We start from the raw sequence: 24396 nt of genomic DNA on the forward strand, positions 1-24396 counted from the left end.
TTACTTCTTCTTGTCTTTATCCAATATATTTTGTTCTTCAGCAAACTCCGTACCATATGCAAAGCGGCGATTAATACGAATGTTATCATTGTTGTGCCTTGTATGAGAGTTTGAGAAGCGATGAACGATTACTTCAGATAAAGTGAAGACGATGGCAGAAAGGATACTGCCCCATGCAATTTGCATATAGTTGTCTAATAAAATATTACCGAAAATCCATACGCTTAAATATGTTAATAAGAAATCCGACATAATGGCACCAGTATTGCCAATTCGATTTAAAATAATTTTATCAACGAACATGTAGGATACGATTGTAACAAAGAGACTGAATGAAATAATTTGAACAAACGTTGCAGGGAAAAATAAAGCAAGCCCAATGCTAAATGCGATAATGCACGATATAAACTTGATAAGCACTACTGTGAAATCATTCAAAATTCACACCTCCGATTTATACATAGTTTTTCAATAAATTCTGGAGTTCATACATTGTAACGGATTTATTTACGTAAAACTTTTTCATGTTCGGAATTTAGTCTAAATATTATAAAAACAACGGAAAAATGTTATAGTAAAATGAGAGTGTATGACATTTTTAGGTAAGGGGGAATCCAGGATGTGGATTACTTCAGAAGTAGAAATTCCAGATGAGTTAATCGATCACCTTGAGCAAGGAAAGTTAGTGTTATTTGTTGGAGCGGGAGTTTCTATGAAAGGGAAATCAAACTTACCGAATTTTGATGATTTAGTTGATGCAATTGCAAAAACGTTATATGTCGAAAAACGTGAAATAACAGAACCACATGATTATTATCTTGGTAAAATTGCAAAAACAAAAGATGTACATCAAGTTGCAAGAGATCTTGTTCATATAGAGAAATCAAAACCGAATCCATTGCATTTTGCAATTCCAAGGTTATTTCCTTTAGATACAGATATCCGCATTGTAACAACAAATTTTGATCAACATTTTACAACTGCAATTAAGGAAACAAATAGAGATATCAATGTTTATTATGCTCCAGCTTTACCGACTGGGAGAGCATTTAAAGGTCTTGCTTATATACATGGTAATGTAGAACAGGAGAAAGAGGCTTTAATTTTAACAGACGGTGATTTTGGAAGGGCTTACTTAACCGAAGGGTGGGCGAGAAGATTTTTAGTCGATCTATTCTCGAATTACACCGTTTTATTCGTTGGATATAGTCATAATGACCCAGTAATGAAATATTTAGCAACTGGTTTACCACCAAGTACAAGACGATTTGCTTTTGTCGCACAAGGGGAAAATACGTACCACTGGGAACATTTAGGGATAAGACCAATTGTGTATCCGAATAAAGTGAATAATCATCAATCCCTCGTAAAAGCGGTAAAACGCTGGGCGGAATTAATGGGCGATAATTATATTACGAAAAGAATGCGTATTCGGGATATTGTAACGGTTCCCCCGTCAGTAGAACAGGAACAATTATCATACATAAAGCAATCAATTAAAAAAATTGAAACAGTTCGTTACTTTGTGGAATTTGCTCATGATTATGAATGGGTCGAATGGTTAGAAGCAGAAGGTAAATTACAAAATTTGTTTATGCTTACGCCAAACTATAATGAAGTAGATGAATTACTTGCAGAATGGTTAGTGGAACAATTTCTTTTTAGTCATCAGAAAGAATTATTTCAATTAATTTATAAAAACTATTCTAAAATATCACCGTTATTATGGAGAACGATTTGTAACTACTTAAACGAAACGAAGAGTAAGATGGATCCGTTGTTGTTTGCAAGATGGACACTCTTTTTATTAGAAACAGCTGAAAAAGATAGTAGCTCTATAGAAAAGATTTCTAAGTTACTGCAAAAATGTTCTTTTCCTGAGCATAAGGAAATTGCCTTATTGTTACTAACTTTTATTTTAGATGGAAAACTGAAGTTGAAACGTGTAAGAAAATGGGGAAATGATACGCAAGAATCAATAGAACTCGAGGAATCGAGTCGCTTACCAGTATCTACATTTTCTCATGTGGAGCAAATTTGGAACGAAAAGATGAGGCCATATATCACCCATTATGCTGTTCCAATTATGATGATCGGATTAGAAAAATTGAGAATGTTGTCGTTAAGACAAACGGCACTGAAAAAAAGAAATAAGGAAGATGTAGAAAAAGATTTTCATCAAAATGATCTTGCATTTTTAATACAAATTGTAAAAGAGTGTCTAACTTATTTATGTGAAAACAATGAGAAAAAAGCGGATTATTATATTACAGAAATGATAGAAGCAAATAGTGTACTTCAAAAGCGAATTGCAATTGACGCGATGAATAAAAATATTTTTGTTCGTGTAGATGACAAAATGAAATGGTTGTTACATGAAGGACTTCTTTTAGATTTCACTTATAAACACGAAGTTTTTCAACTTTTAAAAAGGCATTATGCACATTGTTTAGAAGAAACAAAAGAAGAAGTCACTCGAACTGTAATAAAGCATCTTACAGAAGAGAGGGTATTTGATGCATGTCTCGTATTAGACTTATTATTCAAGTGTGATTCAAATAGTCCATCTACGGCAAATGGGTATGAGTTAATGAAGCAAAAGCATCCTCATTTTCATTCTGAACGATACAGTGTACAAAAGAAAGAGGATACAGCGCAAAGCATTACTTGTAATGTAACAGCTGACGGATTATTGCAGCTGAAAGATGTTGAAATTATGAAGCAAGTTCGGCAATTTTCGCAAGATGGTGTTTTTGAACAACGCCATTTTTTAGAGATGTTATCAAAAGCATGTAAATTGAATACAGAGTGGAGTATTTCATTCGCATATCAATTAGTAGGAGTGCAAGAAATAAGTAATGAAGTATGGTTTGTTTGTATTAGAGAATGGCGAAATAACCGAGGATTGACAAATGATCAAATCCAAAAAATTATTCCGCTATTGCAGAAATTTGTTAGAAATACTGCTTATCATTGGTTAATTAGTAGTTTTCTATATGAAATTAGTAATCGACTAGAAGAGTTAGAAGAGAATAGTATACGTGTTGTAAAACGCTTTGCTTTTTCAGTGTTTCCTCAAGTTATGAAGAGTGATACGGATTTTAAGCTTGGAAAACAAGATTTTTACAATGAATCAATTCAGCATCCTGTTGGGAAAATGACGGCTGTATTATTAAAGTTGTTATCATATGATCATTTATACGATCGTAATGTATATGAATATTTATTTTTATTTGAAGAACAAGTAAGAGTTAATTTGGAACGAACAAACTTTATGTTTGCTCGTTTAATAGCAGATATTACATTTCTATATCATATTGAAAAGCAATGGTGCCGAAAATATTTGTTACCATACTTAGATTTAAAAAAACAAAATGAAATTACGGAATATGCATGGGCTGGTTTATGTTACACGCAAATAAATTTACCTTTATTTACAGAAATGAAGCGTTTTATTAAGTATGCGATAGAACATTTGGAAGTATTACATCCGCATACGAGGGAAGCTTTCTTGAAGTGGCTTAGCTTTGTATTTATTAAATGTGTACTATATTGGGAGCAAAAAACAGAGTGGTTATACCCTTTACTCATACTAGAAAATGAAGAAAATAAAATTAAATTTATGCAGTTTTTATGCTATTACGTCAAAACATTAAGCGTAAAAGAACAACAAAAATTTTGGACAGCTTGGCTCAGTGTATTTTTACGAGAACGACCAAAAATGGGTGAGATAACTGCGAGAGAATATGTAATGCTTTTACGTATTATCTTATACATGGATGAAATATTAGAAAAAGGATTATGTATTATGTCTCGTGCATTTTCAAGTGTACATGGTAAATGTACAGGTGAGGAAATGAAGCAGTTATTGATTGAAATGCTTCATAAAAAAGAAAGTATGAAAGCGCATAAAGAAATGTTTGCAAATGTGTTTTTTATTTTACTACAAACATGTCACGAAGCCGTTTTATTTGAAAAAGAAATCATACAAATAAAAGAATTATTAGTTCAGTATGAAGTAGAGGAATATGTTTTACATTTACTAGAAAATGAAATAATTCGCATAGGAATTGTAATGGGTGATTTACAAAAAGAATTATAGGATGAAAGTGGAATTTTAAAAAAATATATAAAAAGTTGTTGACAGTGTTTTAAAAAGCGTTCTATAATACGAATCATACTTATTCAATTTCAAAAACATTTGAATAAACAAAGTGCAATGAAGAGATCACAGTAGTGGTTAGTCTTACTGTAACAGAGAGCTGGTGGTTGGTGTGAACCAGTACAGGGATAATCATGAATTACAGTCTTGGAGCATCTTTTTCGTAATAAAGATAGTTTGTCTTTATGAGGAAAAAGCGGTCAATTGATCGTTAACAGTGAAGAGAGGTAGACGGAAAGTTAGTCTACAACTAGGGTGGTACCGCGATAAATATCGTCCCTACTGATTTATTCAGTAGGGACTTTTTGTATTTTAGTGGTCCAACTTGAAAATAAAATAGTCATGCATTGAAAGGAAAAGCAGTAGTTGTTGTTTCCCTGTAACAGAGAGCTGGTGGTTGGTGCGAACCAGTACAAAAACAAGAGCGAATTACAGTCCTGGAGCATCTTTTTCGTAGTAAAGATAGTATTTGTCTTTATGAAGGGAAAGACGGTCAGATGATCGTTAACAATGAAGAGAGGTAGACGAAAGAAGTCTACAACTAGGGTGGTACCGCGATAAATATCGTCCCTACTGATTGCATCAGTAGGGCTTTTTTGTACAAAAAAGTGGGTTTTTAACTAGTAGTTCATGTCTTTGTACGAATTATTAGTTTAAAATAAGAAGAGGTATCGATTCCACTATAAATTTGTATAATTAACCAGTTCAGAAAATAGAGAATCTTTTATTCTCTTACTATACTTTTAAAACATTAGAGGAGGATTTCCAAATGGCAAATCATGAATTAGATCAATTACGTAAACAGGTAGATGAAATTAACTTACAACTATTACACCTTTTAAACAAACGTGGTGAAATTGTTCAAAAAATTGGAGAGCAAAAGCAAGTACAAGGTACGAAACGCTTTGATCCAGTACGTGAGCGTGAAGTACTTGATATGATCGCAGAGCATAACGAAGGACCATTCGAAACATCAACTGTTCAACATATTTTCAAAACGATTTTCAAAGCAAGCTTAGAGTTACAAGAAGATGATAACCGCAAAGCGTTACTAGTATCACGTAAAAAGAAACAAGAAAATACAATCGTTGATGTAAAAGGTGAATTGATTGGAAACGGAGCACAAACGTTCATCATGGGACCTTGTGCAGTAGAAAGCTTAGAGCAAGTTCGTCAAGTAGGGCAAGCGATGAAAGATCAAGGCTTAAAATTAATGCGCGGCGGTGCATTCAAACCGAGAACATCTCCATACGATTTCCAAGGTTTAGGAGTAGAAGGACTTCAAATTTTACGTCAAGTAGCAGACGAGTTCGACTTAGCAATTATTAGTGAAATTTTAAATCCGAACGATGTTGAAATGGCATTAGACTACGTTGATGTAATTCAAGTTGGTGCACGTAACATGCAAAACTTCGATTTATTACGTGCTGTAGGTAAAGTTAACAAACCAGTATTATTAAAACGTGGATTAGCAGCAACAATTGATGAGTTCATTAACGCAGCGGAATACATCATTGCGCAAGGCAACGATCAAATTATTCTTTGTGAGCGTGGTATCCGCACATACGAAAGAGCAACACGTAACACATTAGACATTTCTGCAGTACCAATTTTAAAGAAAGAAACACATTTACCAGTTATCGTTGATGTAACACATTCAACTGGACGCAGAGATTTATTATTACCAACAGCGAAAGCGGCACTTGCAATTGGCGCAGATGCAGTAATGGCTGAAGTGCATCCAGATCCAGCAGTTGCATTATCAGATTCTGCACAACAAATGGACATTCCAGAATTCCATAGATTCATGGATGAGTTAAAAGGTTTCAAAAATAAATTATCTTAATTTCATATCATATATGCATTGAAGAGGAAACAGTAGTGCTTATCTCACTGTTAAAGAGAGCTGATGGTCGGTGTGAATCAGTACAAAGGTAAGCATGAATTACAGCCTTGGAGCATCTTTCCCGACAACTTATGGAGGGGAAGACGGTCAAACGATCGTTAAAGAAGAAGAGAGGTAGACGACAGTTGTCTACAACTAGGGTGGTACCGCGATAAACATCGTCCCTACTGAGCGCTCAGTAGGGACTTTTTTGTACAAAAAAATAGTAAAGGGGCAAGAGAAATGAGATACATTACAGCTGGAGAATCACATGGACCGCAGTTAACAGTTATTTTAGAAGGTGTACCAGCAGGTTTGACACTTACGGCGGAACATATTAATAAAGAATTATTAAGAAGACAAAAAGGTCATGGACGCGGAAGACGCATGCAAATTGAAACAGATACAGTTGAAATTGTAAGTGGTGTTCGTCACGGGATGACACTTGGATCACCGATTACGTTAATCGTAAAAAATGATGATTTCAAACATTGGACGAAAGTAATGGGTGCCGAGCCAATTTCGGAAAAAGAAAGTAAAGACATGAAACGTACAATTACAAAACCACGTCCCGGACATGCGGATTTAAATGGAGCAATTAAATATGGTCATCGTGATATAAGAAACGTATTAGAGCGCTCATCTGCAAGAGAAACGACAGTTCGTGTAGCTGCTGGTGCAGTTGCAAAACAAATTTTAAGCGAATTAGGCGTGGAAATTGCAGGACATGTTCTTGAAATTGGTGGAGTAAAAGCAAAACATATTTCAAACTTATCAATTGAAGAAATTCAAACAATTACTGAAAACTCACCAGTTCGATGTTTAGATAAAGAAGTAGAGCAAGAAATGATGAATGCGATTGACAACGCAAAAAGTAGTGGAGATTCAATCGGTGGCATCGTGGAAGTCATTGCAGAAGGTATGCCAATTGGCGTTGGTAGTTACGTTCATTACGATCGTAAATTAGATGCAAAACTTGCTGGTGCAATTATGAGTATAAATGCATTTAAAGGTGCTGAAATTGGCGTAGGTTTTGAAGCGGCACGACAACCTGGAAGCAAAGTGCATGATGAAATTCTGTGGGATAAAGAAAAAGGATACACGAGAAAAACGAATAATGCCGGCGGTTTAGAAGGCGGTATGACAACAGGTATGCCAATTGTCGTAAGAGGCGTTATGAAGCCAATTCCTACTTTATACAAACCGTTAGCAAGCGTTGATATTGATACGAAAGAAGAATTCCAAGCGAGTATTGAAAGATCTGATAGTTGCGCAGTACCAGCAGCGGGTGTAGTAGCTGAATCTGTTGTGGCATGGGAACTTGCAGATGCACTAGTCGAACAATTCGGAAAAGATCGTATGGAATTATTAAAACAAAACATTATGCAACACAATAACTACGCAAAAGAATTTTAATAAAAAGGTGGGTTTAACGTGCAAGTAAAGGATCAACTATCATCATTACAACCATATAAACCAGGTAAATCACCAGAACAAATGAAAGAAGTGTACGGAGATCATTCGTTTGTGAAATTAGCATCGAATGAAAATCCATTCGGTTGTTCACCGAGAGTTTTAGAAGAGTTGCAAAAATCTTGGTTGGAACATTCTTTATATCCTGACGGAGGTGCTACAACGCTCCGTCAAACAATCGCAGATAAGTTGCATGTGCAAATGGAACAAGTACTTTGTGGTAGTGGTTTAGATGAAATCATTCAAATAATAAGCCGCGCCGTATTACGAGCGGGAGATAACATTGTAACAGCAGGTGCAACATTCCCGCAGTACCGTCATCATGCGATTATTGAAGGCTGTGAAGTGAAAGAAATTCCTTTAAATAAAGGTGTATACGATTTAGACGAAATTTCGTCAGCGGTAAATAATAATACGAAAATCGTATGGATTTGTAATCCGAACAACCCGACGGGCACATATGTGAATGAGCAAAAATTAACTCAATTTATTGAAGGCATTAGTGAAAATACGTTAATTGTCATTGATGAAGCGTACTATGAATACGTAACAGCAAAAGACTTCCCTGAGACATTATCGCTTTTAGAAAAACATAAAAACATTCTTGTACTTAGAACGTTTTCTAAAGCATACGGATTAGCTTCTTTCCGCGTTGGATATGCGATCGGACAGGAAGAGCTAATTGAGAAATTAAATGTTGTACGTTTACCATTTAACGTATCTTCATTAGCGCAAAAAGCAGCTACAATTGCTTTTAGTGATGACGAGTTTATTAAAGAAATAGTTCGCGTGAATACAGAAGGATTACAGCAATACGAGAGTTTCTGTAAGGAAAACGGTATACCATTTTATTCGTCACAAACTAATTTCATCTTCTTACCGGTAGATAATGCTGGAGAGATTTATGAAGCTTGCGCACATGCAGGGTTTATTATTCGTCCATTCCCAAATGGTGTCCGTATTACAGTTGGAACAAGGGAGCAAAATGAAGGAGTGATTTCAGTGTTAAAACAACACTTTGAAAATAAAAAAAGTAAGTCTCGAGATGAGGCAAATGCGTAAAAAGGTAGTATTAATTGGAACAGGTTTAATAGGAGGCTCTCTCGCATTAGCAATTAAGAAAGAGCACGATGTAATGATAACAGGTTATGATATATTTAAAGAGCAAGTAGAGCGTGCAAAAGAATTACACGTAGTAGATGAAATAGCAGTTGATTTACAACATGCATGTGAAGAGGCACATTTAATTGTTTTTGCTTCTCCAGTTGAAGAAACGAAGAAGTTATTACACAAACTTGCGTCATTCCGTTTACGAGAAGATGTTATAGTGACTGATGTTGGTAGTACAAAAGGGTCTATTATGAACGAAGCGGAAGCTTTATTTTCAAAGGAAGTTTCTTTCATTGGGGGACATCCGATGGCGGGTTCTCATAAAACGGGAGTTGAAAGCGCAAAGGCGCATTTATTTGAAAATGCATTTTACATTTTAACACCGATGAATCATGTACCAAATGAACAAGTGGAAGACCTTAAAGTATGGTTAAAAGGAACAGGATCACATTTTCTTGTTTTAAATACAGAAGAACATGATTATGTAACAGGGATCGTTAGTCATTTCCCGCATCTTATCGCAGCAGGTTTAGTAAAGCAAGTTGAGAAGCATGCAGGAGATAATCCGCTCATTCATCAGCTAGCTGCTGGAGGTTTCAAAGATATTACACGTATCGCATCTAGTAGTCCGAAAATGTGGAGTGATATTGTAAAGCAAAATCGAGAGCATTTAATGGTATTATTAAAAGAGTGGATCTCTGAAATGGAAGGTTTATATAAGACAGTTTCTACTGGAGATGCAGGCGAGATTCAAAACTATTTTGCAGATGCGAAAGAATACCGTGATTCTTTACCAGTAAGAAAGAGTGGTGCAATTCCTGCTTATCACGACTTATACGTTGATGTATTAGATAAGGTGGGGGCATTGGCTCATATTACGAGTATTTTAGCGCGCGAGGAAATTAGTATTACGAACTTGCAAATATTAGAAGCGCGTGAAGGACTGCTTGGGGTATTACGTATTAGCTTCCAAAGGGAAGAAGATCGTATGAAAGCAAAGCTAGCGCTTGGAGAAGAAGAATACCAAACTTATGAAACAATTTAAATGAGAAGGTGAAAAACGTGAAAGAAAGAACAATACAACCTGTTAATAACGGATTGAATGGCAATATTACAATCCCAGGTGATAAATCCATTTCACACCGTGCTGTTATGTTCGGTTCGATTGCAGAAGGGAAAACAACAATTAAAGGTTTCTTGTCCGGTGCAGACTGTTTAAGTACTATTTCATGTTTTAAAGAAATGGGAGTAGAAATTACGCAAAACGGTGATGAAGTTACTGTAGTTGGTAAAGGATTAGAAGGTTTACAAGAACCGAAAGCTGTATTAGATGTTGGTAATTCTGGTACAACAATTCGATTAATGTCAGGTATATTAGCTAACACACCATTTTTCTCTTGCGTACAAGGTGATGAATCTATCGCAAAAAGACCGATGAAGCGTGTAACAAACCCATTAAAACAAATGGGTGCAAACATTGACGGCAGAGAAGAAGGAACATTTACACCGCTAACAATACGTGGTGGAGATTTAAAAGCAATTGAATATATTTCTCCTGTTGCAAGTGCACAAGTAAAGTCAGCTATTTTACTTGCAGGGCTTCGCGCAGAAGGTGTAACAGCTGTTACAGAACCACATATTTCCCGCGATCATACGGAAAGAATGCTTGAAGCATTTGGTGTTAAAGTAACTCGAGAAGGAAAGACAGTGAAGCTTTCAGGTGGACAAAAATTAACAGCAACAGACATTCAAGTGCCAGGTGACGTATCATCAGCAGCATTTTTCTTAGTAGCAGGTGCAATCATCCCAAATAGTAAACTAATATTACAAAATGTAGGAATGAATCCAACTCGTACAGGTATTATTGATGTTTTAGAGAAAATGGGTGCTACATTTACTATAGAGCCGATTAACGAAGGCGCATCAGAACCAGCTGCAAACATTACGATTGAAACATCTTCATTAAAAGGAATTGAAATTGGTGGGGATATTATTCCAAGACTAATCGATGAAATTCCAGTTATCGCTTTAGCGGCAACACAAGCAGAAGGTATTACAGTTATTAGAGATGCACACGAATTAAAAGTAAAAGAAACAAATCGTATTGATACAGTCGTTGCGGAGTTAACGAAACTAGGAGCTCGCATAGAAGCAACTGATGACGGCATGATCATTTACGGAAAATCAGCTTTAAAAGGCAATACAGTAAATAGTTACGGTGATCACCGCATCGGAATGATGCTTGCGATTGCTGGCTGCCTGGCAGAAGGGAAAATAATTATTGAAGATGCAGAAGCAGTAGGTGTATCATATCCTACATTCTTTGATGAACTTCAAAAGTTAGCTAAATAATAAAGATGGAAAGCAGATACGTGATGTATCTGCTTTTTTTGTTAAAACGTCCTTGTAATTTCACTTACCGAACTATAATAGTGAGAATTGTGATACAATTCAAACAGAGAATGGAGGAGAATTATATGAATGTCATGCAATTAAAAGAAGATAAGTTCAGAGAAGCATTACGTTTATCAGAATACGCTTTTCAATATAAAGTAGATGAGGAACGATTACAGCAGCAACTTACAAAGATGAAGGAAAGTCATGAAATATACGGCATTATGGAAGGGGAAGACTTAGCAGCAAAACTACATCTTATTCCGTTTCATATTTACATAGGTAAAGAAAAATTTAAAATGGGTGGCGTTGCAGGAGTAGCGACGTATCCAGAGTACAGAAGAAGTGGGTATGTAAAAGAGCTACTTCAACATTCACTTCAAATAATGAAAAAAGATGGCTATACAGTCTCTATGTTACATCCATTTGCTGTTTCATTTTACCGTAAATACGGCTGGGAACTTTGTGCGAATTTAGTCACATGTCATATGACTAAGAGCGATTTAGTGATGAAAAAACAAGTAAATGGCACTGTGAAACGTTTCAATAAAGAAAATCATCCAGAAGAAGTCGAGAAGCTCTATGAAGTATTTGCAGAACGTTTTTCAGGTATGTTAGTTCGAGAGAAGAACTGGTGGTTACAAGCAGTTTATGATGATTTAACATTAGCGATTTACTATGATGAAAATAAAAAGGCAGCAGGTTACATGTTATACAAAATAGAAAACTATAAAATGACAGTAGAAGAATTTGTACCACTGCATAATGAAGCACGAAATGGTCTGTGGAACTTTATTTGCCAGCATGATTCTATGATTAAAGAACTTGAAATGACAGTAAGTGAAAACGAACCGTTGCTATATTCATTGCAAGAGCCACGCGTGAAGACAGAAATAAAACCATATTTTATGGGAAGAATTGTAGATGTAGAGCAGTTCTTAAAACAATATGAGTTGAGCTGGAACAATGTACAGCAAGAAGTGATCCTACACATTACAGACGCATTTGCTCCGTGGAATAACGTAACAGTGAGACTTGCGAATCATGAAATAACAATTATGAAAGAGGAAACAATAGATAAAGGAATTAAGCTGGATATTAACGCATTATCTACAATAATGTTTGGCTACAAGCGTCCGTTAGAACTTAATGAACTAGAATTCATTAGCGGAAGCGAAGAGGAAATACAAGCATTTGAGAATATAGTTCCAGTACGTAAAGCTTTTATTTATGATTTCTTTTAAGCTTTAAATAGGAAATGGGGCTGTCCCAAACAAAATTTGGGACGGTTTTCTCTTTGGTTCTCGTTTTTGTCGGTAAGTCGATGTATTCTAAAAACCGCTGATATAAATTGATTCACAAACAAGGGATTAAAATTGCAACTATACGTAGTTACGCACTTGACTTTTAGTCCTTGTAATTTATAATTAAAAACGGAATGAATTTTCATTCCTAAAAATAGAGGTGGAAAAAATGGCTAAAAACAAACAAGAGGATATTTTTGATGCTGCGATGCAACTTTTTGCAGAGCGTGGTTACGATGGTACGACAATTCCAATGATCGCTGAAAAGGCAAAAGTCGGTGCGGGTACTATTTATCGCTATTTTGAAAATAAAGAGGCACTAGTTAACTCATTATTTTCAAAAAGTATGTTAGAGCTTTCTGAAATGATAAAAACAGATTTTCCTGTTGAAGCAAATATTCGTGAACAGTTTAGTCATACGTACAACCGTTTATTTGAATTTGCGAGAAACAATGTGGACGCTTTTTTATTTACAAATTCTCACTGTGACAGTTATTTTCTTGATGAACAAAGTAAGAAAATATTTGACGATTTTATAGGCTTCTTTATGAATATTATTGAAGATGGAATCGCAAAAGGTTTTCTTCGTCCATTGCCTCCAGTTGCTTTAATTATTATTGTATATCAGCCGCTAGAAGCATTAACGAAAGTAATTGCAACAGGGCAATTAGAATACTCGAAAGAGTTAGTAAAAGAATTGGAAGAAAGCTCTTGGAATGCTATTAGAATCATTTGATTCTATAGCTTTATAAGGACAGGAATGAATATTCATTCCTAAATAGATTTAAAAAATGAAAGTAGGAGAGGGTATTTGTGCAACCAAAGGAATGAACATTCATTCCGGAAAAGATTAGTTTAATAGGGTCTATAGAATAAATCAATAGAATGATAGGAATGAACGTTCATTCCTAAAAATAGTTTCAAAATAATAGGAATGAATATTCATTCCGGAACTAACATTATACTTTCAAAACGGGAGATGATTAAAATGAGTAAGCTAAAAAATTGGAGAAGTTTATCTTTTCTATTATGGATAGTTATTACTATTACAATGATCGTAACGATGCCTAATATGGATAAATTAGTGAAAGAAAAAGGGCATATTACGATTCCGAATACAGAGCAAAGTAGTATCGCTGACAAAATGATAAGAGAGATGGATAAAGACGGGACAGAAAAATATGATGTTATAGCTGTTTTTAATAGTGGAAGTAAAGCAGCTTTAACAACTGAGCAAAAAGATGAAATAATAAAAACAATCAACGCTTTACAAAATGAAAAAGAGCAATTAGGAATTAAGGAAGTTGTTTCACATTTAGATAATAAAGACTTGGAAAAACAATTGATATCTAAAGACAATACGACCATTTTAACGCAAATTTCTGTAGATAAAAAACATGGTGAAATATCAAAAATTGCAAATGGGCTTCATAATAAAATTAAACCGAAGGGAGTTAAAACGTACTTAACAGGAAGTGATTTAATAGCGGGTGATTTTCTTACATCCTCTCAAGAGGGAGTGAAAAAGACAGAAGTTATTTCTATCATTTTCATTTTAGTTGTATTAATCATTGTATTTCGTTCACCAATTGTTCCAATCGTTTCTCTGCTTACAGTGGGTGTATCATATTTAGTTTCAATGGGGATTATTGCCCATCTAGTAGATCAATTTAATTTTCCGTTTTCTAACTTTACACAAGTGTTTGTAGTTGTTGTCCTGTTTGGGGTTGGAACAGACTATAACATTTTATTATATACAAGGTTTAAGGAAGAATTAAGTAAACAAGAAAATGCATTTTTAGCTACGAAAGAAACGTTTAAATCGGCAGGGAAAACCGTTTTATATAGTGGGATAGCAGTACTAATTGGTTTTGCATCTCTTGCTTTAGCGAGTTTTAAATTATATCAATCTACTTCAGCCGTAGCAATTGGTGTCGCAGTATTATTACTCGTATTAACTACGTTAAATCCATTTTTTATGGTGCTTTTAGGAAAAGGAATGTTTTATCCAGTAAAAACATTTAAAGGTCATGAGGATAGTCGCTTATGGGGATTCTTTGCGAAAAATTCAGTAGCAAGGCCATTTATCGCTTTAATCATCGTACTCGTAATATCGATTCCTTTCGTATTAAAATACTCTACTACACTGAATTACAATGATTTATTTGAAGTGGATAATAAGTATGAATCAAAGATAGGTATTAACGTAATAGAAGATCATTTTCCGCCTGGTTTCTCTTCACCGAGTACATTAGTCATTCAATCTGATAAAAGGCTGGATGAAGGAACTTCTCTACAAATTTTAGATGAATTAACTGATAAAATTTCGAAAGTTAAAGGTGTGTCAGAAGTATATGCACCAACACGTCCAACTGGTGAGAAGATAAAAGAATTATATTTAAATAAGCAAGCGGGAGAATTGAATACAGGATTAGGAGATGCCGATGGTGGCATAAAGGAAATTAATGATGGATTAACGGATGCGAAAAATAAAATGGGAAGTAATGATTCAAATAGTCTTGCGAATGTTCAAAAATTAATTGATGGAACGAACGAGGCGAAAAATGGGGTATCAGCATTAGGAACAGCTTTACATCAATTATCCAGCGGCATAAACGGAGGTGCACAAGGAGCGCAGCAAATTGAGAGTGGGTTAACTTCAGTAAATAAAAATATAAATGTCCTATCCAATGCAACGTCACAGCTTCATACTGGTTATGCACAGTTAGAAAAAGGTTTAAGTTCTTACGATCAATACTTCGGAAGTATTGATCAAGCGATTGACGGTGCGAAAAAAGGATATGAACAAATTGAAATGTTAATGACCAATTTCGTTCAAACGAAACCAGAATTAGCGAATGATCCAAACATACAACAAATGATAGGGATTGCTAAAGAGGCACAAAAAAAATTAAGCGTACTTTCAAATGAATTAAATCAATTAGCAACCCAGCACAAAACGGCGATGAGTTCATTTAAAGAAGCGAATCAATCGTTATGGAAAGTGGATAATGGCTTAAAAGAAATGGGCATTGGAGTTAATAAGTTACAAAAGGGAGCAGCGGATCTTAAAAATGGATTAAATGAAGGTACTGCAGGTTCAAAACAAATTGCAAATAAATCAGTTGAGTTACAATCTGGATTAACGAAAATAAACGATGGACAAGGACAACTTTTAACGGGCCTTAAAGACCTGCAAGAAAAGATGGGGCAATTACAATCCGGTTTATCTAAAAGTACAGAAGGGCTTGGAAAAGTAAGTAATGGTCTGCATGACGCACAGAAATATTTAGGGGAGCTCAATGAGTCGAAAAGCTCTGAGAAGTTTTATATTCCAAAAGAAGTGCTAGAGGGAGAAGATTTCCAAAAAGCATTGAACACGTACATGTCACAGGATAGAAAAATTGCTAAAATGACCATCATTTTAGATGTAAATCCGTATTCCAAAGAAGCGATGCCAATTATTCAAGAAATTAATAAAACAATCGATGGCACTGTAAAGGGAACGGAATTACATGATGCGAAAACAGCGATCGGCGGAACAACATCTAGAAACGTTGATTTAAAAGAAGTAACAGGTCAAGATTTTTTACGTACAGCTACAATTATGTTAATTGGAATTGCCATTGTATTAATCGTAATTACACGCTCACTACTAAACACAATATTTATTATTGGCTCATTACTATTAGCGTACTTCGCATCACTTGGTATAAGCGAACAAATTAGTGCACATGTATTACATGTAGATACATTAAGCTGGAATGTTCCATTCTTTAGCTTCATTATGATTGTCGCTTTAGGAGTGGATTATAGTATTTTCGTAATGATGCGCTATAACGAGATCGAAGGGGATTCGGTAACAAAAATTGTAACTGCATCTCGTCATATAGGAGGAGTTGTATTATCGGCGGCGCTAATTTTAGTAGGGACGTTTGCAGCATTAATTCCATCAGGTGTGTTAACACTTATACAAGTTGCATCAGTTGTTGGCGTTGCACTATTACTATTAGCTTTAATCGTGATGCCGATATTGTTACCTGCTTTAATGGGGTTAACGAGTAAATTGAAGAGTTATAAAGAAAAAATAATAAATACGAAATAAGTGAAGACTGTAGGGGATGATTTCTCTACAGTTTTTCTATATATAAAATCTTAAATGGAAAATGAATCCAATGTATTACACAACGAGAAGTGAATGGTAACATGAGAAAGAGGTCGATGATATACATACCATAGCTAAGGGAATGGATAAAAACTATCCGATTTCATTGTAGAAAGGTAATCAACCGTTGCTATTCATCCAGCTTCTACTATATAATAGCTATAGTCTACAATAATTGAGTCGTAATATGCGATTTTTTAAGACAATCGGTGAGAAAACGCTGAAATAAGCGGTATTAGTAGGAGGACACAAATGATTACAGTAAGTAACGTTAGTTTGCGTTTCGCGGATCGCAAATTATTTGAAGATGTTAACATAAAATTCACGCCAGGTAACTGCTACGGTTTAATCGGAGCAAACGGTGCTGGTAAATCAACATTTCTAAAGATTTTATCTGGAGAAATTGAACCATCAACAGGTGATATACATATTACGCCAGGTGAGCGTCTAGCAGTATTAAAACAGAACCACTTCGAATATGAAGAGTTCCCAGTATTAGAAACAGTAATTATGGGTCACACGCAACTTTACAAAGTAATGCAAGAGAAAAATGCTATTTACATGAAAGAAGACTTTAGTGATGAAGATGGAATGCGTGCTGCAGAACTTGAAGGTGAGTTCGCTGAGCTTAACGGTTGGGAAGCTGAGTCAGAAGCTGCAATCCTTCTAAAAGGTCTTGGTATTGGTGAAGATCTTCATGACAAAAAATTATCAGAATTGACTGGTGCAGAGAAAGTAAAAGTATTACTTGCTCAAGCATTATTCGGTAAACCTGATATTCTATTACTAGATGAGCCTACCAACCACTTGGACTTAAAAGCGATTCAATGGTTAGAAAACTTCTTAATGAACTTTGAAAATACAGTAATCGTTGTATCCCATGACCGTCACTTCTTAAATAAAGTATGTACGCACATGGCTGATCTTGATTTCGGTAAAATTCAACTTTATGTTGGTAACTATGACTTCTGGTATGAGTCAAGCCAATTAGCTTTAAAATTAACACAAGATGCTAATAAGAAAAAAGAAGAGAAAGTAAAAGAGTTACAAAACTTCATTGCACGCTTTAGCTCAAACGCATCTAAAGCGAAACAAGCAACTTCTCGTAAAAAATTATTAGATAAAATTACATTAGATGATATTAGACCATCATCACGTCGTTACCCATTCGTTGGCTTCACACCTGAGCGTGAAATAGGAAATGACTTATTAACTGTTGAAGGCCTTTCTAAAACAATTGATGGCGAAAAAGTGTTAGATAATGTGTACTTCACTTTAAATAAAGGTGATAAAGTTGCATTTATCGGTCGTAACGATATCGCGATGACAACATTATTTAAAATCCTTATGGGTGAAATGGAGCCAGATAGCGGTTCATTCAAATGGGGTGTTACAACATCTCAATCTTACTTCCCAAGAGATAACTCTAAATACTTTGAGAACAGTGACTATAACTTAGTTGATTGGTTACGCCAATTCTCTCCACAAGATGAGTCAGAAAGCTTCTTACGTGGTTTCTTAGGCCGTATGTTATTCTCAGGTGAAGAAGTTAAGAAGAACGTTTCTGTATTATCTGGAGGCGAAAAAGTTCGTTGTATGTTATCTAAAATGATGTTAAGTGGTGCGAACGTAATCACACTTGACGATCCAACGAACCACTTAGACCTTGAGTCTATCACTGCATTAAACAACGGTTTAATTGCTTTCAAAGGTACAATGTTATTCACATCTCATGACCATCAGTTCGTACAAACAATTGCAAACCGCATTATCGAAGTAACGCCAAACGGTGTAATCGATAAAGAAGCAACTTACGATGAGTACTTAGAAAATGAAGAACTTCAAAAACAAGTAGATGCAATGTACAAAGGTCAATAATATATAATGAAAAACTCGCTCTTTTTAGAGCGAGTTTTTTTGTCGAGAAAACATAACACCATTGGTGGGGGCAAATGAATAATTATTCAAATATAATATTAGTGAACATGAGGATTTTTCATGTATGGAAGAGATGTAATGACTTTAAGATTTAGTTGAAGCAGGGGAATGTAAGGTGAGCAATATAATTAAATAACATTATTTTGTCATGTGAAATATGTACCAAAATTGGAGATAGAATAGTTTGCGAATGAGTTTATAAAGGTATATAGTATGGGATGTCATAATTAGTGGATGAATCTTGGGAAAAAACAGGAAATGTTACAAATTTATTTTATTAAATAGAAACCAAGGTCAAAATGTTTAAAAAGAAATAGTTGAATAAATACAAGCTTCAAATTATAATTACTAATATTCTTCATATAGTTAAATAAAAAAATCTATTTGAAGAAGAAAAATCGAATAGAGAGACAGACTTATAAAAAATAAGCCTTGGATGATCAAAAGAGGTGGAGAAATGAAACAGTTCTTATTAAAGAGCAAAAGTGTGTTAAGCAATCATTTTGGATTCTTTCTGTTTGCCGTTATTTTATTGTGGCTCAAAACGTATGCAGCCTATGTAACGGAATTTAATTTAGGAATTTCAAACACAATCCAAAAATTCTTGCTGTTTTTTAACCCGCTTAGTTCAGCAGTTCTATTTTTAGGACTTGCATTATTTGCAAAAGGGAAGCGATCTTATATTTGGTTAATTGTTATCAACTTGTTATTGTCGATTCTTTTATATGCAAACGTAGTTTACTATCGCTTTTTCAGTGACTTTATTACGTTCCCAACATTAACACAAACGAATAACTTTGGAGATTTAGGTGGTAGTATTCTTGCGTTGCTACATCTTTATGATCCACTATACTTCTTAGACACGATTATATTAATTGTGTTAGTTGCAACAAAATTTGCAAATCCAAAACCAATTCGTGTTGCGAAGCATAAAGTATCTCTAGTATTTGTAGCAGGTATTTTATTATTCAGTGTTAATTTAGGTCTTGCAGAGTCTGACCGTCCGGAATTATTAACAAGAACGTTTGACCGTAATTATATTGTGAAATATTTAGGGGCATACAACTACACAATTTATGATGGAATTCAAAGTGCGAAAGCATCGACAGAACGAGCATTAGCTGATGGCGATAATATGACAGAAGTACGAAATTATTTAACATCAACTTATGCAAGTCCAAATCCTGAGTATTTCGGTAAAGGAAAGGGAATGAACGTAATTTATATTCATTTAGAGTCATTCCAAAACTTCTTAATTGATTACAAATTAAATGGTCAAGAAGTTACACCGTTCTTAAACTCATTTACAAAAGATGCGAATACGCTATACTTTGATAACTTCTTCCATCAAACAGGACAAGGGAAAACATCTGATGCGGAGTTTATGTTAGAGAATTCAATGTTTGGTTTACCGCAAGGTTCTGTCTTTACAACGAAATCTCATAATACGTATCAATCAGCACCAGCTATTTTAGGACAACAAGGATACACATCAGCAGTATTCCATGGTAACTACAAAACATTCTGGAACCGTGACGATATTTATAAATCATTTGGTTTTAATAAATTCTTTGATGCGTCATACTACGATATGAATGAAAAAGACGTAGTAAACTACGGATTAAAAGATAAACCGTTCTTTAATGAATCTATTCCGTTATTACAAACGTTGAAACAACCGTTCTATACGAAGTTTATTACGTTATCGAACCATTTCCCTTATCCAATTGATAAGGCAGAAGCAACGATTGAACCAGCAACAACAGGTGATTCATCAGTAGATACGTATTTCCAAACAGCACGCTATTTAGATGAATCTGTAAAAGGCTTCATCGATTACTTGAAACAATCTGGTTTATATGATAACTCAATTATCGTTATGTACGGAGACCATTACGGTATTTCAGATAATCATAACGCAGCAATGTCAAAAGTAATGGGTAAAGAAATGAACTCATTTGAAAATGCACAGTTACAACGTGTGCCTTTAATCGTTCGTGTACCAGGAGTGAAAGGTGGCGTACAACATCAATATGGCGGTGAAATTGACGTTCTTCCTACGTTATTACACTTACTAGGTACAGATACGAAAAACTATGTTCAATTCGGTTCAGATTTATTATCACCAGAGCATAAACAAGTCGTTGCGTTCCGTAACGGTAACTACGTAAGCCCAACTGTTACTGCACTAAACGGCAAATACTATGATACAACAACTGGAAAACCTGTAGAATTTACAGATGAAATAAAGAAAAATGAACAAATGGTTCAAAACTCACTAAAATACTCTGACCAAGTCGTAAATGGTGACTTATTACGATTCTACACACCGGAAGGATTCACTCCAGTAGATCGTTCGAAGTATAACTATAACAATCGTGATAAAAACAAAACGAAGGTAAAAACGACTCCGGAAGGGGAAGCTAAATAATAAAAGGCGCTATTCATATGAATAGCGCTTTTTATTTGTAAATATACCATCATTATTAGACAGAACTAGCTGTTGCTTTTTGTTTTGCTTTTCCGAAGAACACTACACCAACAATGATCATAATGATAAATGCCCATTTAATGAAAGGGTTACTTTCGAAAAATCCAGCGAACCATTTCTCATCTACAATCATTTTTGCAGCAGTATAAGCTAAAACCACTGCTCCAATCGTAATGATGACAGGAAAACGATCTACCCATTTTAAAATCAATGTACTGCCCCATACGACTACAGGAATAGAAACTAATAGCCCGATGATTACTAAAGAAAAGTTACCATGCGCAGCTCCTGCAACAGCGAGTACATTATCAATACCCATTAACGCATCAGCAATGATAATGGTTTTAATAGCAGACCAAAATCCTTCTTCTGCCTTAATATCATGGTCTTTGCCTTCAGCAATTAATTTGTAAGCAATCCATATAAGAAGTACACCACCAATTAAAAGTAATCCTGGTATTTTTAATAACCAAACGACAACTAAAGTAGCAAGAGCTCTTATAGCAATTGCTCCAACGGTTCCCCAAATGATAACTTTCTTTTGTTGATCTTTCGGTAATCGTCTTGCTGCTAATCCAATTACAATGGCGTTATCTCCGGCTAACACTAAATCGATTACGATAATTGCTAATAAGGCAGACAAATATTCAGGTGAAAGAAAATCCATAAATATATCACTCCTTATAATTAATATGTACTTATAAGCTATTCCGTATTAAGAATTCTAAGGATTATTTATTAAAATACAATCTCTTCAAATAGTAATTAAGGATTATAATTATGGTGCATAAACACTTAAAAAGATGGATACGGTACAATTCTGGAACCATCTTTTAAGTGCTTAATTTTTAATTATCATTTTTTGTTTGAAGATTTACTTTCGTATCTTTGATTATTACTTTTTTAGGCGTGAAACATGCAATAATTAAAGCCACAATAGATAAGACTAACATAAATACGTACGCATCACTTGAGCTATAGATAGAAGATAAGTTTGTTACTTGCATAGCTGATATATTTCCATTCTCACTAGATAACTGTGAAATGTGTGAAGTGGATTGAATTGTATACACCGTGATAATAACTGCTGTTCCAATAGCACCTGCTAATTGGCGAATCCTACTATTTCAAGCTTAACGGTTCAGAAAATCGCAACAAAAGCAGGGTTAAATCGAACAACATTTTATTTGCATTATCAAGATATTCAAGATTTACTAGACCAAATCACTAGCGAAATTTTAAATGAGCATTCAAATAAAATTGTTGATTTAATACATGCAAAAGATTTATCAGAAAAACAAAAGCTAACACAATTGCTAGATTATTTATATATTCACCGAAATTTTTTATTTATATTATTTAAAATGAATCAATTTGAGGAGCAATTGTTTTTATTTTTAAAGCAATTAATAGAAACGAGAAGAGAGAATACGAAAAAGAATTTACCTGATGATTACGTTGCAGTTGATATTAAAACAGCCTCTTTGGTAGGGATTATCATGTGGTGGATAAGGAATGGACTTCACTTTAGTTCAGATTATATTGCAAATCAAATTTATTTAATGTATAAAGGATGATATGTTAAAATCAGTCATATGTATTAGTAAATAAAAATCATTATATCTAAGAGTTGAAATTAATGGGAGATAGAAAGTGTCTTACAAGTTAAGAAAGGCGTATAAATTTCAAATTTATAAAGTAAAAGTTTTATAGCAAGAAGAGGAGGAATTTATGAATTTTCAAAATAAAAAAATAGTATTACATTTAGAGGTGGTGAAATACCAATTTAAAGATGCAAAAGAGGAGTGTGATAGAAATTGGCTAATAGTAAAAGCGAAACTGTCAGAAGGAAATAAAGTTTTTGAAACGATGGATCCTTTTCTACAAACGTTCGACTTACAGCGTATGAAAAAATGGTTTCAATCATTACCGAATCCTACATATACCGAACTAGATTTCATAGAGCCTAATATAGCGTTTGAATTAATGGGGGAAAATGAAGATGAGTTTCAAATTGTAGTCCGATTATCTCAGGAACTTACCCCTTCATGGTGTAAGGAAGAGGAGTACGAATTTTCTATAAGTATTACACAAGAGGACAGAGAAAAGATTATTCTTTTTATTGAAGAGCAACAAAGAAATTTCCCAAAACGATAAAAAAGACTTGATAACCTACTAGAGGGAATCAAGTCTTTTCATTACATACGATTATCATGCCAGAAGTTTAATGGGAAGTGTTCGTTCTCATTATATGCTTCTAATTCATATCCTTTTTCTTTCAGTCCTTTAATAATTCCAGGTACTGCTTTTACCGATTGTGGATGAATATCATGCATAAGGATAACTTCTGTTGGATTTGTAGCACCATGTAGTACGTTCTCTACAATTTTAGCAGATGCAGCATCAACTTGCATTTTGTTATATTTCCAGTCTAAAGAATCAATTGTCCAATCCCAAACCTTTAAGCCATTTTCTACAACTTTGTTGCGAAGAGCTTCGTTTAATCCTGGCATTGATCCGTAAGATGGGCGAGTTAATACTGGTGATTTACCTAAAACACCAGCGATTAAGCCTTGATCTTCCTTCATTTCATCTACATAATGACCTTCAGTGTAAAGTTTCTTGTAGTTATGAGTCATACTGTGCATCCCAACGTAGTGGCCTTCAGCATCTTCGCGTTTTACAAGATCAGGGAAAGCTTTTACGTTTGAACCAATTAGGAAGAATGTTGCTTTTGCATTTTCTTTCTTTAACATATCTAAAAGCTCAGCTGTGTATTTTCCGGGACCGTCATCAAATGTTAAGTAAGCGACTTTTCTAACTTGTCCGTTATAATGCTTTGGAGCCTCTTTCGGAGCAAGAGATGTTTGAATCTCACTTACAAGTTGAACAGATTTTGCTTCATCCTCTGTACTAGCTAAAGCAGTATGTACTGATCCTAAAGCGGCTTCGTATGTAAATAATACCCCCGCACAAACCAACATAGCCCTTTTTACCAAAGTTGTCATTCGAATTCCATTGTGCATAATTTTCCTTCTCTCTATAAAAGTTCTACTCTACTATATTAGCAATTATAGGTAGGGAAATGCAAAAAAACTTTTTTACAAGTGTAAAAAAGTTTGGCAAAAAGTATGCAAGATTTTAAAGGAATGTCATTTTGGAAGAAACATCACAAATGATTGGATAAATTGAATGGTGAATTGGAAACAATACAAGGGATATTAATTTTAGGAGGTGCTTTAATTGAATTATAAAAAAATACTTTCAATATTAATGACAAGCATATTTACAGTAGGATTATTAATTGGCTGTAATCCAGCTCCAAAAGATGAAAAGGAGCCAGATCCAACGGAGGAACCTTCTGAACAAAGACAGGAGGAAAAAAATAATGAATTAAACAAAAAGGATAAGCAAGAACCAGATCCAACAGAAGAGCCATCTGAGGAACAAAAGAAGAAAAAAGAAAATGAGTAG

The 24396-nt window shown here is 34.6% G+C and carries 16 protein-coding genes, 2 pseudogenes and 3 other annotated features; of the genes and pseudogenes, 14 read left to right on the forward strand and 4 right to left on the reverse strand.

Features of this window, described 5'->3' with window-relative positions; all coding sequences use genetic code 11:
- Window positions 1–438: a YndM family protein gene (locus tag ASE54_RS12325; protein WP_000997702.1), complete on the reverse strand. Its 438-nt coding sequence runs from the start codon at window positions 436–438 to the stop codon at window positions 1–3.
- Between the two features lie 181 nt (window positions 439–619).
- On the opposite strand from ASE54_RS12325, the gene ASE54_RS12330 reads away from it, so the two are divergent.
- The 11 genes from ASE54_RS12330 (at window position 620) to ASE54_RS12380 (ending at window position 20862) form a co-directional block, all read left to right on the forward strand.
- Window positions 620–4102 carry a DUF4020 domain-containing protein gene (locus ASE54_RS12330; protein WP_000265191.1) on the forward strand — a complete coding sequence of 1161 codons (3483 nt, stop codon included), beginning with the start codon at window positions 620–622 and terminating at the stop codon, window positions 4100–4102.
- A gap of 108 nt (window positions 4103–4210) precedes the next feature.
- Window positions 4211–4446 (forward strand) — a binding site (T-box leader).
- A gap of 54 nt (window positions 4447–4500) precedes the next feature.
- Window positions 4501–4737, forward strand: a binding site (T-box leader).
- A 194-nt stretch (window positions 4738–4931) separates the two neighbouring features.
- The gene (locus ASE54_RS12335) at window positions 4932–6008 is read left to right on the forward strand and encodes a bifunctional 3-deoxy-7-phosphoheptulonate synthase/chorismate mutase (RefSeq protein ID WP_001273573.1); all 1077 of its coding nucleotides are present in this window, start codon (window positions 4932–4934) and stop codon (window positions 6006–6008) included.
- Window positions 6009–6017: 9 nt separating this feature from the next.
- Window positions 6018–6237: a binding site (T-box leader), on the forward strand.
- A gap of 53 nt (window positions 6238–6290) precedes the next feature.
- Window positions 6291–7463 carry a chorismate synthase gene (gene aroC, locus ASE54_RS12340; protein WP_001269426.1) on the forward strand — a complete coding sequence of 391 codons (1173 nt, stop codon included), beginning with the start codon at window positions 6291–6293 and terminating at the stop codon, window positions 7461–7463.
- Between the two features lie 18 nt (window positions 7464–7481).
- A complete protein-coding gene (gene hisC, locus ASE54_RS12345; RefSeq protein ID WP_001197269.1) occupies window positions 7482–8582 on the forward strand; it encodes a histidinol-phosphate transaminase in 1101 nt (366 codons plus the stop codon).
- Entirely contained in the window at window positions 8575–9675 is a 1101-nt protein-coding gene (tyrA, locus tag ASE54_RS12350; RefSeq protein ID WP_001228126.1) for a prephenate dehydrogenase, read from the forward strand. The genes hisC and tyrA overlap by 8 nt, the downstream gene beginning before the upstream one ends.
- Window positions 9676–9692: 17 nt before the next feature.
- Window positions 9693–10982 (forward strand): 3-phosphoshikimate 1-carboxyvinyltransferase, encoded by a 1290-nt coding sequence (aroA, locus tag ASE54_RS12355; RefSeq protein ID WP_000664636.1) that lies wholly within the window; start codon window positions 9693–9695, stop codon window positions 10980–10982.
- Window positions 10983–11107: 125 nt separating this feature from the next.
- Window positions 11108–12268 carry a GNAT family N-acetyltransferase gene (locus ASE54_RS12360; protein WP_001102037.1) on the forward strand — a complete coding sequence of 387 codons (1161 nt, stop codon included), beginning with the start codon at window positions 11108–11110 and terminating at the stop codon, window positions 12266–12268.
- A gap of 229 nt (window positions 12269–12497) precedes the next feature.
- Entirely contained in the window at window positions 12498–13064 is a 567-nt protein-coding gene (locus ASE54_RS12365; RefSeq protein ID WP_001107300.1) for a TetR/AcrR family transcriptional regulator, read from the forward strand.
- A gap of 252 nt (window positions 13065–13316) precedes the next feature.
- Window positions 13317–16433 (forward strand): MMPL family transporter, encoded by a 3117-nt coding sequence (locus tag ASE54_RS12370; RefSeq protein ID WP_000040247.1) that lies wholly within the window; start codon window positions 13317–13319, stop codon window positions 16431–16433.
- Window positions 16434–16745: 312 nt separating this feature from the next.
- Window positions 16746–18371, forward strand: a complete 1626-nt coding sequence (locus ASE54_RS12375; RefSeq protein ID WP_000633860.1) for an ATP-binding cassette domain-containing protein — start codon at window positions 16746–16748, stop codon at window positions 18369–18371.
- 517 nt (window positions 18372–18888) lie between these two features.
- The gene (locus ASE54_RS12380) at window positions 18889–20862 is read left to right on the forward strand and encodes an LTA synthase family protein (RefSeq protein ID WP_000808776.1); all 1974 of its coding nucleotides are present in this window, start codon (window positions 18889–18891) and stop codon (window positions 20860–20862) included.
- A 55-nt stretch (window positions 20863–20917) separates the two neighbouring features.
- Here ASE54_RS12380 and ASE54_RS12385 read toward each other — a convergent pair whose 3' ends face one another.
- Window positions 20918–21589, reverse strand: coding sequence for a TerC family protein (locus ASE54_RS12385; RefSeq protein ID WP_000346949.1), 672 nt, complete (start codon window positions 21587–21589; stop codon window positions 20918–20920).
- A 181-nt stretch (window positions 21590–21770) separates the two neighbouring features.
- Window positions 21771–22049 (reverse strand): annotated as a pseudogene (locus ASE54_RS12390) (MFS transporter); the annotation flags it as partial.
- Here ASE54_RS12390 and ASE54_RS12395 point away from each other — a divergent pair.
- Window positions 22038–22499, forward strand: a pseudogene (locus tag ASE54_RS12395) (TetR/AcrR family transcriptional regulator C-terminal domain-containing protein); the annotation flags it as partial. The pseudogenes ASE54_RS12390 and ASE54_RS12395 sit on opposite strands and share 12 nt — an antisense overlap.
- Window positions 22500–22653: 154 nt before the next feature.
- Window positions 22654–23079 carry a hypothetical protein gene (locus tag ASE54_RS12400; protein ID WP_001010973.1) on the forward strand — a complete coding sequence of 142 codons (426 nt, stop codon included), beginning with the start codon at window positions 22654–22656 and terminating at the stop codon, window positions 23077–23079.
- A gap of 41 nt (window positions 23080–23120) precedes the next feature.
- Here ASE54_RS12400 and ASE54_RS12405 read toward each other — a convergent pair whose 3' ends face one another.
- Window positions 23121–23948 carry a peptidoglycan-N-acetylglucosamine deacetylase gene (locus ASE54_RS12405; protein ID WP_000551449.1) on the reverse strand — a complete coding sequence of 276 codons (828 nt, stop codon included), beginning with the start codon at window positions 23946–23948 and terminating at the stop codon, window positions 23121–23123.
- Window positions 23949–24165: 217 nt separating this feature from the next.
- Between ASE54_RS12405 and ASE54_RS12410 the strand changes: the two genes are divergently transcribed.
- A complete protein-coding gene (locus ASE54_RS12410) occupies window positions 24166–24396 on the forward strand; it encodes a hypothetical protein (RefSeq protein WP_001106976.1) in 231 nt (76 codons plus the stop codon).

Origin of the sequence: Bacillus sp. Root131 (assembly GCF_001429475.1) — a bacterium.
In the GTDB taxonomy this organism is placed as follows: domain Bacteria; phylum Bacillota; class Bacilli; order Bacillales; family Bacillaceae_G; genus Bacillus_A; species Bacillus_A thuringiensis_S.